The organism is Enterobacter sp. Taxon_8 (assembly GCF_058354585.1).
In genome coordinates this window covers 1979405-1994399 of record NZ_CM177989.1, presented here as the reverse complement: position 1 = coordinate 1994399, position 14995 = coordinate 1979405, and the positions used below count along the sequence as shown (strand labels likewise).

General features: G+C 56.0%; 18 protein-coding genes and 1 other annotated feature (1 of these 19 only partly in view). Of the genes, 12 read left to right on the top strand and 6 right to left on the bottom strand.

Features of this window, described 5'->3' with window-relative positions:
- Window positions 1-63, top strand: a sequence feature (Trp leader region); it begins 32 nt to the left of the window's first position.
- A 23-nt stretch (window positions 64-86) separates the two neighbouring features.
- From AC4IBF_RS09435 to yedF, 7 genes are all read left to right on the top strand, one after another.
- Window positions 87-1649, top strand: coding sequence for an anthranilate synthase component 1 (locus AC4IBF_RS09435; protein ID WP_136194979.1), 1563 nt, complete (start codon window positions 87-89; stop codon window positions 1647-1649).
- On the top strand, window positions 1649-3244 hold the full coding sequence (gene trpD, locus AC4IBF_RS09430) for a bifunctional anthranilate synthase glutamate amidotransferase component TrpG/anthranilate phosphoribosyltransferase TrpD (protein WP_111965943.1): 1596 nt from the start codon (window positions 1649-1651) through the stop codon (window positions 3242-3244). The genes AC4IBF_RS09435 and trpD overlap by 1 nt, the downstream gene beginning before the upstream one ends.
- Window positions 3245-3247: 3 nt before the next feature.
- Entirely contained in the window at window positions 3248-4606 is a 1359-nt protein-coding gene (gene trpCF, locus AC4IBF_RS09425; RefSeq protein WP_143345214.1) for a bifunctional indole-3-glycerol-phosphate synthase TrpC/phosphoribosylanthranilate isomerase TrpF, read from the top strand.
- Between the two features lie 10 nt (window positions 4607-4616).
- Window positions 4617-5810: a tryptophan synthase subunit beta gene (gene trpB, locus AC4IBF_RS09420; RefSeq protein WP_024907111.1), complete on the top strand. Its 1194-nt coding sequence runs from the start codon at window positions 4617-4619 to the stop codon at window positions 5808-5810.
- On the top strand, window positions 5810-6619 hold the full coding sequence (gene trpA / locus AC4IBF_RS09415; protein WP_045334893.1) for a tryptophan synthase subunit alpha: 810 nt from the start codon (window positions 5810-5812) through the stop codon (window positions 6617-6619). The genes trpB and trpA overlap by 1 nt, the downstream gene beginning before the upstream one ends.
- Window positions 6620-6800: 181 nt before the next feature.
- On the top strand, window positions 6801-8012 hold the full coding sequence (yedE, locus tag AC4IBF_RS09410; protein ID WP_491463270.1) for a selenium metabolism membrane protein YedE/FdhT: 1212 nt from the start codon (window positions 6801-6803) through the stop codon (window positions 8010-8012).
- Window positions 8009-8242, top strand: a complete 234-nt coding sequence (gene yedF, locus AC4IBF_RS09405) for a sulfurtransferase-like selenium metabolism protein YedF (RefSeq protein WP_003856774.1) — start codon at window positions 8009-8011, stop codon at window positions 8240-8242. Before yedE ends, yedF begins: the two co-directional genes overlap by 4 nt.
- Window positions 8243-8398: 156 nt before the next feature.
- Here the strand turns inward: yedF and AC4IBF_RS09400 are convergent, their stop codons facing one another.
- The 3 genes from AC4IBF_RS09400 to AC4IBF_RS09390 form a co-directional block, all read right to left on the bottom strand.
- A complete protein-coding gene (locus AC4IBF_RS09400) occupies window positions 8399-8608 on the bottom strand; it encodes a hypothetical protein (protein WP_158285465.1) in 210 nt (69 codons plus the stop codon).
- A 145-nt stretch (window positions 8609-8753) separates the two neighbouring features.
- Window positions 8754-9386: an outer membrane protein OmpW gene (ompW, locus tag AC4IBF_RS09395; RefSeq protein WP_133294584.1), complete on the bottom strand. Its 633-nt coding sequence runs from the start codon at window positions 9384-9386 to the stop codon at window positions 8754-8756.
- Between the two features lie 114 nt (window positions 9387-9500).
- The gene (locus AC4IBF_RS09390; protein ID WP_168707998.1) at window positions 9501-9776 is read right to left on the bottom strand and encodes a hypothetical protein; all 276 of its coding nucleotides are present in this window, start codon (window positions 9774-9776) and stop codon (window positions 9501-9503) included.
- On the opposite strand from AC4IBF_RS09390, the gene AC4IBF_RS09385 reads away from it, so the two are divergent.
- The 4 genes from AC4IBF_RS09385 (at window position 9669) to yciA (ending at window position 11938) form a co-directional block, all read left to right on the top strand.
- On the top strand, window positions 9669-10073 hold the full coding sequence (locus AC4IBF_RS09385; RefSeq protein WP_021240310.1) for a YkgJ family cysteine cluster protein: 405 nt from the start codon (window positions 9669-9671) through the stop codon (window positions 10071-10073). The two genes, AC4IBF_RS09390 and AC4IBF_RS09385, sit on opposite strands and share 108 nt — an antisense overlap.
- A gap of 25 nt (window positions 10074-10098) precedes the next feature.
- Window positions 10099-10842, top strand: a complete 744-nt coding sequence (locus AC4IBF_RS09380) for a YciC family protein (RefSeq protein WP_033145752.1) — start codon at window positions 10099-10101, stop codon at window positions 10840-10842.
- A 56-nt stretch (window positions 10843-10898) separates the two neighbouring features.
- Window positions 10899-11438 carry a septation protein A gene (locus tag AC4IBF_RS09375; protein ID WP_025756566.1) on the top strand — a complete coding sequence of 180 codons (540 nt, stop codon included), beginning with the start codon at window positions 10899-10901 and terminating at the stop codon, window positions 11436-11438.
- 104 nt (window positions 11439-11542) lie between these two features.
- Window positions 11543-11938 carry an acyl-CoA thioester hydrolase YciA gene (gene yciA, locus AC4IBF_RS09370; protein ID WP_133294585.1) on the top strand — a complete coding sequence of 132 codons (396 nt, stop codon included), beginning with the start codon at window positions 11543-11545 and terminating at the stop codon, window positions 11936-11938.
- A 38-nt stretch (window positions 11939-11976) separates the two neighbouring features.
- On the opposite strand, the gene tonB is transcribed toward yciA, so the two are convergent.
- Window positions 11977-12699, bottom strand: a complete 723-nt coding sequence (gene tonB, locus AC4IBF_RS09365) for a TonB system transport protein TonB (protein ID WP_491463269.1) — start codon at window positions 12697-12699, stop codon at window positions 11977-11979.
- A 220-nt stretch (window positions 12700-12919) separates the two neighbouring features.
- Between tonB and AC4IBF_RS09360 the strand changes: the two genes are divergently transcribed.
- On the top strand, window positions 12920-13216 hold the full coding sequence (locus tag AC4IBF_RS09360; protein WP_023327637.1) for a YciI family protein: 297 nt from the start codon (window positions 12920-12922) through the stop codon (window positions 13214-13216).
- Between the two features lie 41 nt (window positions 13217-13257).
- Here the strand turns inward: AC4IBF_RS09360 and AC4IBF_RS09355 are convergent, their stop codons facing one another.
- Both AC4IBF_RS09355 and leuE read right to left on the bottom strand, forming a co-directional pair.
- Window positions 13258-14211, bottom strand: coding sequence for a bifunctional helix-turn-helix transcriptional regulator/GNAT family N-acetyltransferase (locus AC4IBF_RS09355; protein ID WP_136194984.1), 954 nt, complete (start codon window positions 14209-14211; stop codon window positions 13258-13260).
- Window positions 14212-14305: 94 nt separating this feature from the next.
- Entirely contained in the window at window positions 14306-14941 is a 636-nt protein-coding gene (gene leuE, locus AC4IBF_RS09350) for a leucine efflux protein LeuE (RefSeq protein WP_045404924.1), read from the bottom strand.
- Window positions 14942-14995 lie beyond the last annotated feature (54 nt).

The window sequence follows — 14995 nt, the reverse complement described above, 5'->3', positions numbered from 1 at the left end:
CAGTGTCACGCGTCTGCGAAATGCAAACAGATACCCAGCCCGCTTCCAAGCGGGCTTTTTTTTGAACAGAAAATGAGAACAATATAATGCAAACAGCCAAACCTCATCTCGAACTGCTGACCTGCGAGGCGGCCTACCGCCACAACCCGACCGCGCTGTTTCATCAGGTGTGCGGGGCACGCCCGGCAACGCTGCTGCTGGAATCTGCGGACATCGACAGCAAGGACGATCTCAAGAGCCTGCTGCTGGTCGACAGCGCGTTGCGCATTACCGCTCTAGGTGACACTGTCACAATTAAGGCTTTGTCAGACAATGGCGCATCGCTGCTGCCGCTGCTGGATGCCGCCCTGCCGTCAGGCATTGAAAACGAACGTCATCCAGAAATGCGTATTCTGCATTTCCCGCCGGTTAGCCAGCTGCTGGATGAAGACGCGCGCCTGTGCTCCCTTTCCGTCTTTGATGCCTTCCGCCTGCTGCAGAACCTGGTCACCGTTCCACACGATGAGCGTGAAGCGATGTTCTTTGGCGGGCTGTTTGCCTACGATCTGGTCGCTGGCTTTGAAGATTTACCGGAAACCGAGCAGGGCAATCGCTGCCCGGACTATTGTTTCTATCTGGCCGAAACCCTGCTGGTGATCGACCATCAGAAACAATACACCCGCATTCAGGCCAGCCTGTTCACGCCTTCGACCGCTGAGAAAAACCGTCTTGAGCATCGCATCGCGCAGCTTCAGCAGCAGATGACGGAAGCGCCGCCTGCGCTTCCGGTGCAGCGAGTGGAAAAAATGACCTGCGATGTGAACCAGACCGACGATCAGTACGGCGCCGTGGTTCGCCAGATGCAAAAAGCGATTCGCGCCGGGGAAATTTTCCAGGTTGTACCGTCCCGCCGCTTCTCGCTGCCCTGCCCGTCTCCGCTGGCAGCCTACGACGTGCTGAAAAAGAGCAACCCGAGCCCGTACATGTTCTTTATGCAGGACAACGAATTCACGCTGTTCGGCGCCTCGCCGGAAAGCTCGCTGAAGTACGACGCCACCAGCCGCCAGATTGAAATTTACCCGATCGCCGGAACCCGTCCGCGCGGACGACGCGCCGATGGCTCGCTGGATCGCGATCTCGACAGCCGCATCGAGCTGGAAATGCGTACCGACCACAAAGAGCTCTCCGAGCATCTTATGCTGGTTGACCTGGCGCGTAACGACCTGGCACGCATTTGCACCCCGGGCAGCCGCTACGTGGCGGACCTGACCAAAGTTGACCGCTATTCGTTCGTGATGCACCTGGTTTCCCGCGTGGTCGGTGAGCTGCGCCACGACCTCGACGTCCTGCACGCCTACCGCGCCTGCATGAATATGGGCACCCTGAGCGGCGCGCCGAAAGTGCGCGCCATGCAGCTGATTGCCGCCGCCGAAGGGCGTCGTCGCGGCAGCTACGGCGGCGCGGTGGGTTACTTCACCGCCCACGGCGACCTCGATACCTGCATCGTGATCCGCTCCGCCTATGTAGAAGACGGCATTGCCACCGTCCAGGCGGGAGCCGGGATTGTTCTTGATTCCGTTCCGCAGTCTGAAGCTGACGAAACGCGCAGTAAAGCCCGAGCGGTCCTTCGCGCCATTGCTACCGCACACCATGCACAGGAGATTTTCTAATGGCTGACATTCTGCTGCTCGATAATATCGATTCCTTTACCTACAACCTGGCAGATCAGCTGCGTGCGAATGGCCATAACGTCGTTATCTATCGCAACCACGTGCCGGCCCAGACTTTGATTGACCGTCTGGCAACCATGCAAAACCCGGTGCTGATGCTCTCTCCTGGGCCTGGCGCACCGAGCGAAGCGGGCTGTATGCCGGAGCTGCTGACCCGTATGCGCGGCAAGCTGCCGATTATCGGCATCTGCCTCGGCCATCAGGCGATTGTTGAAGCCTACGGCGGCTACGTTGGCCAGGCGGGAGAGATCCTGCACGGTAAAGCGTCCAGCATTGAACATGACGGCCAGGCAATGTTTGCCGGGCTGCCGAATCCGCTCCCGGTCGCGCGCTACCACTCGCTGGTCGGCAGCAACATTCCCGCCGGGCTGACGATCAACGCCTCGTTTGAAGGGATGGTGATGGCGGTGCGTCACGACGCGGATCGCGTCTGCGGGATGCAGTTCCATCCGGAATCCATCCTGACCTCTCACGGTGCTCGCCTGCTGGAACAGACGCTCGACTGGGCGTTACAGAAGCTGGAGCAGACCAACACCCTGCAGCCGATTCTGGAAAAACTGTACCAGGCGCAGACCCTGAGCCAGCAGGAGAGCCACCAGCTCTTCTCCGCCGTGGTTCGCGGTGAGCTGAAGCCGGAACAGCTGGCGGCCGCGCTGGTGAGCATGAAGGTCCGCGGCGAAAGCCCGCAGGAGATCGCCGGTGCCGCTACGGCCCTGCTGGAAAATGCCGCCCCGTTCCCGCGCCCGGACTATCAGTTTGCCGATATCGTCGGTACCGGCGGTGATGGCAGCAACAGTATCAATATTTCAACCGCCAGCGCCTTCGTAGCGGCAGCGTGTGGTTTAAAGGTCGCGAAGCACGGTAACCGCAGCGTGTCCAGCCGGTCAGGTTCTTCCGATCTGCTCGCCGCATTCGGCATTAATCTCGATATGAACGCCGAACGTTCCCGTGAAGCGCTGGATGACCTGGGCGTCTGCTTCCTGTTTGCGCCGAAGTATCACACCGGTTTCCGCCACGCGATGCCGGTTCGTCAGCAGCTTAAAACCCGCACGCTGTTTAACGTGCTCGGCCCGCTGATCAACCCGGCGCACCCGCCGCTGGCGCTGATCGGTGTCTACAGCCCGGAGCTGGTCCTGCCGATTGCCGAGACGCTGCGCGTGCTGGGTTACCAGCGTGCCGCCGTGGTGCACAGCGGCGGAATGGACGAAGTGTCACTGCATGCGCCGACGCTGGTGGCCGAACTGCGCGACGGTGAAATCCTGAGCTACCAGCTCGAAGCCGATGACTTTGGTTTAACTCCGTATCACCAGGAAGCGCTGGCAGGCGGTACCCCGGAAGAAAACCGTGACATTCTGACGCGCTTATTACAAGGTAAGGGAGAGGTCGCTCATGAGGCCGCCGTTGCCGCCAACGTCGCCATGCTGATGCGTTTGCACGGTGAGGAAGACCTGAAGGCCAACGTTCAAAAAGTTCTGGATGTACTGCGCTCCGGTGCAGCTTACGATCGCGTTACCGCACTTGCGGCAAGAGGGTAAAGAATGCAGACCGTTTTAGCGAAAATCGTTGCCGATAAGGCCATCTGGGTGGAAGCCCGCAAGCAACAGCAGCCGCTTGCCAGTTTTCAGAACGATGTCGTCCCTAGCAGCCGTCGTTTCTATGACGCCCTGCAGGGTGCGCGCACCGCGTTTATTCTTGAGTGCAAAAAAGCGTCCCCGTCCAAAGGCGTTATCCGTGACGATTTCGACCCGGCGCGCATTGCCGGTATTTATAAGCATCATGCCTCAGCCATCTCCGTGCTGACGGATGAGAAATATTTTCAGGGCAGCTTCGATTTTCTGCCGATCGTCAGCGGCATCGCGCCGCAGCCGATCCTGTGCAAAGACTTTATTATCGACCCTTATCAGATTTGGCTGGCGCGCTTTTACCAGGCCGACGCCTGCCTGCTGATGCTCTCGGTGCTTGACGACGAGCAGTACCGCCAGCTCTCTGCCGTCGCGCACAGCCTGAAAATGGGCGTGCTGACCGAAGTGAGCAACGAAGAGGAGCTGGAGCGCGCGATTGCGCTGGAAGCCAAAGTGGTCGGCATTAACAACCGCGATCTGCGTGACCTGTCTATTGACCTGAACCGCACGCGCCAGCTGGCGCCGCGTCTGGGCGCTGGCGTCACGGTGATCAGCGAATCCGGCATTAACAGCTACGCCCAGGTGCGCGAGCTGAGCCACTTCGCCAACGGTTTCCTGATTGGCTCCGCCATGATGGAACATGACGATCTCAATGCGGCAGTGCGTCGCGTGCTGCTGGGTGAAAACAAAGTCTGCGGCTTAACTCGCGAACAGGACGCCCAGGCCGCGTATGAAGCCGGAGCGATTTATGGCGGGCTGATTTTTGTGGATTCCTCTCCTCGCGCGGTTAGCGAAGAGCAGGCGCGTAAGATCATCGCCGCGGCACCGCTCAGCTATGTTGGCGTGTTCCGCAATGCGGATATCGCCGAGGTGGTTGAAAAAGCCGACGCGTTATCCCTGAGCGCGGTGCAGCTGCACGGCGATGAAGATCAGGCCTATGTCGATGCCCTGCGCGACACGCTGGCGCCGCAGGTGCAAATCTGGAAAGCGCAAAGCGTTAGCGATACGTTGCCCCCGCGTAACCTGAACCACGTGGATAAATACGTTCTCGATAACGGCCAGGGCGGAAGCGGCCAGCGTTTTGACTGGTCTCTGTTGAACGGCGAAAAGCTGGACAACGTCCTGCTGGCGGGCGGATTAAGCCCGGACAACTGCGTAGAAGCCGCGAAAACCGGCTGCGCAGGCCTCGATTTCAATTCAGGCGTAGAGTCCCAACCGGGTATCAAAGATGCCAGCAAGCTGGCCTCGGTTTTTAAAACTCTGCGTGCATATTAAGGAAGAGAAGATGACGACATTACTTAACCCGTATTTTGGTGAGTTCGGCGGGATGTACGTCCCGCAAATCCTGATGCCCGCGCTGCGCCAGCTGGAAGAAGCGTTTGTGAGCGCACAGAAGGATCCGGCATTTCAGGCTGAATTTACCGACCTGCTGAAAAACTATGCCGGCCGCCCAACGGCCCTGACCAAATGCCGCAACCTGACGGAAGGCACGAAAACCACGCTGTATCTTAAGCGTGAAGACCTGCTGCACGGCGGCGCGCATAAAACTAATCAGGTGCTGGGCCAGGCGCTGCTTGCGAAGCGTATGGGCAAAACCGAAATCATCGCCGAAACCGGCGCAGGCCAGCACGGCGTGGCCTCGGCGCTCGCCAGCGCCCTGCTCGGCCTGAAATGCCGCATCTATATGGGGGCGAAAGACGTTGAGCGTCAGTCTCCGAACGTCTTCCGTATGCGCCTGATGGGTGCGGAAGTGATCCCGGTGCACAGCGGCTCCGCGACGCTGAAGGATGCCTGTAACGAAGCGCTGCGCGACTGGTCCGGCAGCTATGAAACCGCGCACTATATGCTCGGAACCGCGGCGGGCCCGCACCCGTTCCCGACCATCGTGCGCGAATTCCAGCGCATGATCGGGGAAGAGACCAAAGCGCAGATCCTTGAAAAAGAGGGTCGCCTGCCGGATGCGGTGATCGCCTGCGTCGGCGGCGGGTCAAACGCCATCGGCATGTTCGCAGACTTTATCGACGACACCAGCGTGGGTCTGATTGGCGTTGAGCCTGCCGGTCACGGCATTGAATCAGGTGAACACGGCGCGCCGCTGAAGCATGGCCGCGTGGGGATCTACTTCGGCATGAAATCCCCGATGATGCAGACCGATGAGGGCCAGATTGAAGAGTCTTACTCTATCTCTGCCGGCCTCGACTTCCCTTCCGTCGGGCCGCAGCACGCCTATCTGAACAGTACGGGTCGCGCGGACTATGTCTCCATTACCGATGACGAAGCGCTGGAAGCGTTCAAAACGCTGTGCCGCAGCGAAGGGATCATCCCGGCGCTGGAGTCTTCACACGCTCTGGCCCATGCGCTGAAAATGATGAAAGACAATCCGGAAAAAGAACAGCTGCTGGTGGTAAACCTTTCCGGACGCGGTGACAAAGATATCTTCACCGTTCACGATATTCTGAAAGCACGAGGGGAAATCTGATGGAACGCTACGATAACGTATTTGCAGAACTGAAATCCCGCCAGGAAGGCGCGTTCGTTCCCTTCGTCACCCTGGGCGACCCGGGCCCGGAACAGTCGCTGAAGATTATCGACACCCTGATTGAGGCCGGTGCCGACGCGCTGGAGCTGGGGATCCCGTTCTCTGACCCGCTGGCGGATGGCCCAACCATTCAGAATGCGACGCTGCGCGCGTTTGCCTCTGGTGTGACGCCAACCCAGTGCTTTGAGATGCTGGCGGCAATTCGCCAGAAGCATCCGACCATTCCCATTGGCCTGCTTATGTACGCCAACCTGGTGTTCAACCGCGGTATCGATGAGTTTTACGCCGAGTGCGCACGCGTAGGCGTCGACTCCGTTCTGGTCGCCGACGTGCCGGTCGAGGAGTCCGCGCCGTTCCGCCAGGCTGCGATGCGTCACAACGTCGCCCCGATTTTCATCTGCCCGCCGAACGCGGATGACACACTGCTGCGCCAGATAGCCTCTTACGGGCGCGGATACACCTACCTGCTCTCCCGCGCAGGCGTGACCGGTGCCGAGAATAAAGCCGCCCTGCCGCTGCATCATCTTGTGGAAAAGCTGGCCGAGTACCATGCCGCGCCGCCGCTGCAGGGCTTCGGGATCTCTTCTCCGGATCAGGTCACAGCGGCGATTGACGCGAAGGCTGCGGGTGCCATCTCCGGCTCTGCAATTGTGAAGATCATCGAGAAGAACGTGGATAAACCCGAGCAGATGCTGGCCGAGCTGAAAGCGTTTGTGACTGCCATGAAGGCGGCGACGCGTAAAGCCTGACCCCTCCACCGTCTGGCACCCCTGCCAGACGGTTACCCTTTCTTCCCCGCCATCAACAAAGGATTACGTCAAAATTGATCCTTTCGATATTTTCGGTGTGAATGGCTTTTCAAACTGTTATGTAAGCGTATGATCTGGACTCTTTTTTATCTTTAATCCTTCTGAGTTCAGAGGCTTATTCATGTCATGGCAATCCTTCAAACAGACTTACCTGGTTAAGTTCTGGTCACCCGTTCCGGCTGTTATCGCGGCTGGCATTCTCTCTACCTACTATTTCGGCATTACCGGCACCTTCTGGGCCGTGACCGGCGAGTTCACCCGCTGGGGTGGTCAATTGCTGCAGCTCGCTGGCGTGCATACCGAAGAGTGGGGTTACTTTAAACTCATCCATCTGGACGGCACGCCGCTTAACCGCATCGACGGGATGATGATCATCGGCATGTTCGGCGGCTGCTTCGCGGCGGCGCTGTGGGCAAACAACGTTAAGTTGCGTATGCCCAAAAGCCGGATCCGCATTCTTCAGGCAGTTGTCGGCGGTATCATTGCCGGGTTTGGCGCCCGTCTGGCGATGGGCTGTAACCTGGCCGCTTTCTTTACGGGGATTCCTCAGTTTTCGCTTCACGCCTGGTTCTTTGCCGTCGCCACGGCCATCGGCTCTTACTTTGGCGCAAAATTTACCCTGCTGCCGCTGTTTCGCATTCCAGTGAAAATGACCAAAGTCAGCGCAGCGTCTCCGTTAACCCAGAAGCCCTCTCAGGCACGCCGCCGTTTCCGTCTCGGAATGCTGGTCTTTTTCGCTATGGTGGCATGGGCGCTGTGTACAGCTCTGAACCAGCCCAAACTCGGTCTGGCGATGCTGTTCGGCGTGGGTTTTGGTCTGCTCATTGAACGCGCGCAGATCTGCTTCACCTCCGCGTTTCGCGATATGTGGATCACCGGCCGCACGATGATGGCGAAGGCGATTATCGCCGGGATGGCGGTCAGCGCCATCGGCATCTTCAGCTATGTTCAACTGGGCGTCGAACCGAAAATCATGTGGGCCGGTCCTAACGCGGTCATTGGCGGCCTGCTGTTCGGCTTCGGGATCGTGCTGGCCGGCGGGTGTGAAACCGGCTGGATGTACCGTGCCGTCGAAGGTCAGGTGCACTACTGGTGGGTGGGTATTGGAAATGTGATTGGCTCGACGGTCCTGGCGTACTTCTGGGACGATTTGTCCCCGGCGCTTGCCACAAGTTGGGACAAGGTCAACCTGCTGAACACCTTTGGGCCTCTCGGCGGCCTTCTGGTCACCTACGCCCTGCTGTTGGTTGCTTTTTTACTGGTCGTCGCACAGGAGAAACGTTTCTTCCGCCGTGCGAGCGTTAAAACAGAAACGCAGGAGAATGCTGCATGAAAGAGATCGTGCCTGATTATCGTCTGGATATGGTTGGCGAGCCCTGTCCATATCCGGCGGTGGCTACGCTTGAAGCGCTACCGCAGCTAAAGAAAGGGGAAATTCTGGAGGTGGTGAGCGACTGCCCGCAGTCCATCAACAACATACCGCTGGATGCAAAAAACCACGGTTATACGGTGCTGGATATCCAGCAGGATGGCCCAACCATTCGCTATCTGATTCAAAAATGATCGCTAAGGGCCTCACCAGGGGCCTTTATCGTATTGAATTATAAGACATCTTGATCCACGGCAAAAACGCGATTTTTGACTTAAGTAAAATCTCATTTCCCTTTTGAAGGAGGTTTTCGCGATTTGATGTATTTACGAGCTTTACTGGTTTTCGCCTTATTGATTCCCTTCCATGCGCTGTCCCTGAATTTCTCTTCCACCTTCCTGCGCCTTGATTGTCCGCAAAGAGGACTTGTCGAGGTTATTCTGCACGTCTATGACCATACCCAGGAACGGTGGCGCGGCCATTTTGAAACCGGCGCGGGACATAAACGTGCGGGTGATACCGAAATTATCCCGTTTGCCAATGGCGATATTCTCTTCCATTCCCTGTCCAGCGACGCTTTCAGCTATTTATATGATGGGGAAACGATCCTGAGGCACTGCGTAAAGCTTGATGAGCGGCCGGTTTATCCGTCGTTTTGAAGTGAGCAAAGCAAACTGGCCACCCTGTGGCCAGTTTGACGGGGGATCAGAAACGATAACCCGCAGAGAACATAAACACCCACGGATCCAGTCGCGTGTTGATGCTTTGCTGCTGACCGCCCGCCTTGAAGCGTACGTCCGTATCAATATCCATATACCAGACGGAGGCGTTAATTAACCAGTCGCGGTTAATCAGGTAATCCAGACCGACCTGCCCCGCCATGCCCCACGAATCTTTCAGGCTAAGGTCAGTCAGACCGGCCTCTTTACCGGTATCGTTAAACTTCTCGTCAAAGAAGGTGGTGTAGTTCACACCAGCGCCAATATAAGGGCGCACCTTGTTGCTTGAGTCGCCAAAGTACCATTGCGCCATCAGCGTTGGCGGTAAATGGTGAACCGTTGCAATATCACCGGTTGCGCCCAGACCCACGCGATGACGGAACGGCGTTGCAGCAAGAAGCTCAACACCAACGTTTTCCGTCGCCATATAGGTGAACGTTAACCCTAACTGGGTGTTATTACTGACGTTAAAACCGCCCATACCCAGCACGTTATCCGATCCTTCAGTTGGGCGAACCGTAGCCGAACCGGCACGAATAAAGAATTCGCCTGCTTCATGCGCGTACGCGCCGCCAGAGAGACTGCTTAATACAAGGGCTGCCACCGCTAATTTTTTCATATCCGCTCCATCGTTGTGGTTTTAATCGCGGATGAGAATATACTCACAAAAGGGTAATAAGTGATCTGCCACAGATCACATTAAAACCAGTAACTTAACATTCATTGATCTGGGTTAATTTTTTGTGGCGCGTTCAAAAGCGATAAGTTGTTTCCATGTCAATTTTTGGCATTTCACGGTTACAAAATTTTCCCTTTCCCCCCTCTTGCTCTTCCTCTGGCGGCTGGATAATTTATCGCTCTCACAAATTGATTTGATGCGTTCTTCTTTTGCAGGTGTGCCATGAGTGATATCAACCCGTGCATGACGTGCGGAGCCTGTTGTGCGTATTTTCGAGTCTCTTTCTACTGGGCCGAAGCCAGCGATGGCGGCGGTACCGTTCCGGTTCATCTCACCGAGCCGTTAACCCCCTTTCTGCGCTGCATGAGCGGCACGAACCAAAAGCAGGCTCGCTGTGTGGCGCTACAGGGTGAGCCTGGGGTCTCTACCCGATGTTCCATCTATGAGGATCGCCCCAGCCCGTGCCGGGAATTTGCCATGTCGGGGGAAGATGGCCAGGTCAACGAAGCCTGCAATCGCGCACGCGCACGCGTGGGATTACCGCCGCTTTACAAAGATATGCTTTTCCATACAAGCCTTGATGCTGCCACAGCAGGTGCATCCGGTGTACAATTGCCGGCTAATTAACACCTGCAATACTCAAGGAGAGTGCATGTCTATCACGGCGAAGTCTGTCTACCGTGACACGGGAAACTTTTTCCGCAATCAGTTCATAACCTTTTTACTGATCGCGTTGCTTTGCGCCTTTATCACGGTGGTGCTGGGTCATGCGTTTTCACCGAGTGAAGAACAGATTGCCAGCCTGAGCCAGGGCGACCATCTTGCGGGTAGCGTGGGGTTGTTTGAGCTGGTGCAAAACATGACGCCGGAACAGCAGCAAATCCTGCTGCGCGCCTCTGCCGCGTCCACCTTCTCGGGCCTGATTGGTAATGCAGTTCTGGCGGGCGGCGTTTTGCTGATGATTCAGCTGGTATCGGCGGGTCACCGGGTCAGCGCCTTACGGGCGATTGGTGCCAGCGCGCCGGTCTTACCTAAGCTGTTTATCCTGATCTTTTTGACCACCCTGCTGGTGCAGATGGGGATAATGCTGGTCGTGGTGCCGGGCGTACTGCTGGCTATCGTGCTCTCGTTTGCGCCTGTGATGGTCGTGCAGGATAAGATGGGTATTTTTACCGCGATGCGCAGCAGCATCCGACTGGCATGGGCTAATATGCGTCTGGTGGCGCCTGCCGTGATCGGCTGGCTGCTCGCCAAAACGCTCCTGCTGTTGTTTGCGCCGAATTTTGCGGTATTAACGCCGAACGTTGGCGCGGTAGTGGCGAATACGCTGAGCAATCTGATTTCAGCGGTGCTGCTGGTCTATCTGTTCCGCCTGTATATGTTAATTCGTCAGTAATCCTGAGGCGGGTGGCATCGCTGCCTCCCGCCCCGCTCAGAAGATGGAATCACAGAATGAAGCAGTTTCTTGATTTTTTACCGCTCGTGGTCTTTTTTGCTTTTTATAAGCTGTACGATATTTATGCCGCGACCACTGCGCTGATCGTTGCAACGGCTGTGGTCCTGATCTATAGCTGGGTTCGCTACCGTAAAGTCGAAAAAATGGCGCTGGTCACCTTCGTCTTGGTCGCCGTATTCGGCGGACTGACTCTGTTCTTCCATAACGATGAATTTATCAAGTGGAAAGTGACCGTGATTTACGCCCTGTTTGCGGGCGCATTATTAATCAGCCAGTGGGTGATGAAAAAACCGCTGATCCAACGCATGCTGGGCAAAGAGCTGACGCTGCCTCAGGAAGTCTGGTCCCGTCTGAATATCGCGTGGGCGGTCTTCTTTATTCTCTGCGGTCTCGCTAACATCTATATTGCTTTCTGGCTGCCGCAGAATATTTGGGTCAACTTTAAGGTCTTCGGCCTGACCGCACTGACCCTTATCTTCACGCTGTTAAGCGGCGTATACATTTATCGCCACATGCCGCAGGACGACAAGCACTGATTAATGACTGACCAGAACGTCAGCGACAGGCGTTCTGGTCTATTCTCTCTGCTGTAAAATCATAGTAGCATCCCGCCTGAAGTCTTCCGTTACGAGTTAAAACAATGACAACAACTAACGCCCCGCAGGGCGAACTGGTTTTACGCACACTGGCAATGCCCGCTGACACCAATGCCAATGGCGATATTTTTGGCGGCTGGCTGATGTCGCAGATGGATATGGGCGGCGCAATTCTGGCAAAAGAGATCGCCCACGGGCGCGTGGTGACTGTGCGAGTGGACGGCATGACCTTCCTGCGCCCGGTTGCGGTAGGTGATGTGGTTTGCTGCTATGCGCGCTGCATCAAACGCGGCAATACCTCTATTTCAATTAACATCGAAGTGTGGGTTAAGAAAGTCTCTTCTGAGCCGATTGGGCAGCGTTATAAGGCCACTGAGGCCCTGTTTATTTATGTCGCAGTGGACAGCGAGGGTAAACCTCGTCAACTTCCGCAGGCCTGATCGACAGGCAAAAAAAAGCCTCCTTTCGGAGGCTTTTTTTATTCCATCTGCGCCCCGCCGTTCAGGCGGAAAACGATATTCACAATCAATCCGCTGCCCGGCTTGCCTGGCTCATAACGCCATCTGCGCATTGCAGATTTCACTTCGCGCTCAAACATATTAGAAGGCTGAGCGGACAAGATTTCCACGTTATCCACTCGGCCATCCGCAGTCACGTCAAATTTCACCCTCACGCGGCCTTCAATACGCAAAGCCTGAGCTCGCGCCGGATACTGAGGCTGGTTGCGGCTTACGGCACGCGGGCCCGCTGGCGCACTCACCGTTGGCTTTGATGTCGTTGCCGTATTGTTCATCACCGGACGTGAAGGCGCTGTATTTTCAACCGGCTGGGTCGCACGCGGTTCAACCGGACGTTCCTCACGTTTCGGACGCTCCTCCACCTTCTTCACCGGCTTTGGCTTCGGCTTAGGTTTTGGCTTCGGTTCAGGCTTGTGGATCACCACCGGAGCTTCCTTCGGTGGCTCCGGAACGGGCTCGGGTTCTGGCTCAGGTTCAGCCACCGGCTGTGGTGGTGGAGGGGCAACCTGCGGCGGTTCGAGGTCCGCTGGCGAGACCATCGTCACCGAAATCGGCTGCGCGGGCGCGGGCATTTCAATAACCTGATGAACCGAGGTATACAGCAAACCCGCCACAACAGCACCGTGAATCACGACAGAAAGCAGCGTCGGCCAGGGAAAGCGGCGAGTTAAATCAAGGGTCATCGAAGTCATATTCATCAACGTTAAAAAACCGAACCATGATTTTAAATGCAAATAGCAATCATATTCAATAAGACACTTTGTTCTGGGGCAACTTTAGCGCCTGAGAGGCCAAAAAAGGCGCAGTCAGATCAGGGTATTAACATTGTTTTTATTTTACATTGCAGTCGTTTGCCCTTTCACATAACGTAACTGACACTTTTACCGGTTAAGGAGCTTCGCCGTGTTTTACGTAATTTACTCTGAAGATGTTGCTGATTCGCTCGAAAAACGCCAGTCTGTGCGCCCTGCGCATCTGGCACGTTTGCAGCTGCTCCAGGATGAAGGCCGATTACTGACCGCTGGCCCCATGCCCGCAGTCGACAGCAACGATCCGGGTGCTGCCGGTTTTGCCGGCTCCACGGTTATTGCTGAATTTGAATCCCAGGAAGCCGCTCAGGCCTGGGCTGACGCAGACCCGTACGTTGCAGCGGGTGTGTATGCAAAAGTGACGGTGAGACCGTATAAAAAAGTGTTCTGATACCGAAGCGGCTCCGAAAGGAGCCTTTTTTATGGTGGCGATTACGCGTCACTGTACCGGGTAAACTGCTGTTCTGTAATCAGGCTCCCCCACTGCTCGCCTTCCCACTCCTTTACCAGCGTAAACCCAAACGACTCGTACAGACGCCGGGCGGCGGTCAGCTTATTGAATGTCCAGAGGTGCACAGCAGAAAAACCGGCCCTGTCGCAGAACCGCATCGCTTCATTCAGCAGTTTTTTCCCCACGCCGTGTCCCCGACAGCCATCATCAAGAATAAACCAGCGAAGATGGGCTTCACCCGGAGCCAATTCCTCGCCATCGATCGCCACCGAGCCGACAATTTTGTCGTTGAGTACTGCCAGCCAAATCTGGTTACAGGGCTTCTCCAGTCTTTCACTGAACTCGGCCAGCCCTGAAGCCACTTTGGCCTCGAAGAAGCGACCAAAGTTATGCTCCCGCGAATAATAACTGCCATGCATCTCCGCAATACGGCCAATCATGCCGGGGATGTACCCCTGCACTATCTTCAACTCGTCGGGCTGCATATCGTTACCCCCCTCACGGCATGCCAGCAGCGCGTTGGCATAAAGGGAGAGCCCCTCAGAAATGGTCTGCTGCTGCGCTGGAGCAAGACCCTTTATTGCTGTGACCACGCGCTCGTTGCTGAAGGCATTAATTTTGCTGACCGTCTCGTGACCTTTCGCGGTCAGCCTGAGGCTCTTTGCTCTCGCATCCTCAGTAGAAATGACCTCCTCAAGTTCGCCCGCGGCAATCAGGCGAGCCAGCATCCGGCTGACGCTGGACTTTTCCAGGCCCAGCAGTTGCACCAGCTGACTCGCCGTCATCTCCTTACGCAGAGCAATTTCGACCAGAGTATGGACGGCCGAAGGCGAGTAATTCGTTGAGGCCAGGGTAGACCCCATAAAACCTAACTCTCGCACCATCAGGCGCGAGGAACGTCGAATAACACTGACTACCGGGGTTTCGCTGTGCATGTTATGTCCTCACCATTTAGTTGTACTATACAACTAAATGGTGAGGGATTGTCAAACAGAATAAAAAAGGCTCCCGCAGGAGCCTTTCAAATCATCAATGCAGCGACGCTAATCTCGCCGCAAACCCGACAAACAGCAGCCCTATTAGCCCGTTCCCCAGCTTTGCCAGTTTCTTTTTTGTTTTCAGATAACGCGTGACAAACGCGCCGGAGAAGATCAGGAAGCTCATGTACATAAAGCTTATCAACTCCAGCGTAGTCGCGAGGATCAGGAAAGAAGTGCCGGTACTCTTCGCATTCACGTCAATGAACTGAACGAAGAACGATACGTAGAACAGAATCGCTTTGGGGTTGGTCAGGCTTAACACCAGGGAACGTTTCATGATCATACTGGCAGGTTCGGGGCCGCTCTCATGCGCGTTTTTTTGACGGTTTACCACTGACCAGAGCATTTTGCCCCCCAGCCAGAGCAGATAGAAAGCCCCGAGATAGCGCACGATATTAAACAGTACCGGCGTGGTCTGGATTAATGCCGCGACGCCCGCCCATGCGAGAAACATCAGCACCGCATCGCCAATAAATACGCCCGTAGCGGCGAGATACCCTTTTTTAACACCGTGACCGATCCCGGTTTTTAGCACGAACAGGGTATTCGGTCCTGGCACCAGAACGATAAAAAATGCGCCAACAACATACGTCCAGAAATTCAGTACGCCAAACTCCGCAAACACTTCTCCCTCCTTTTGCTAAACACAACAGGAACAACGCTGCAAATACGCTATCCC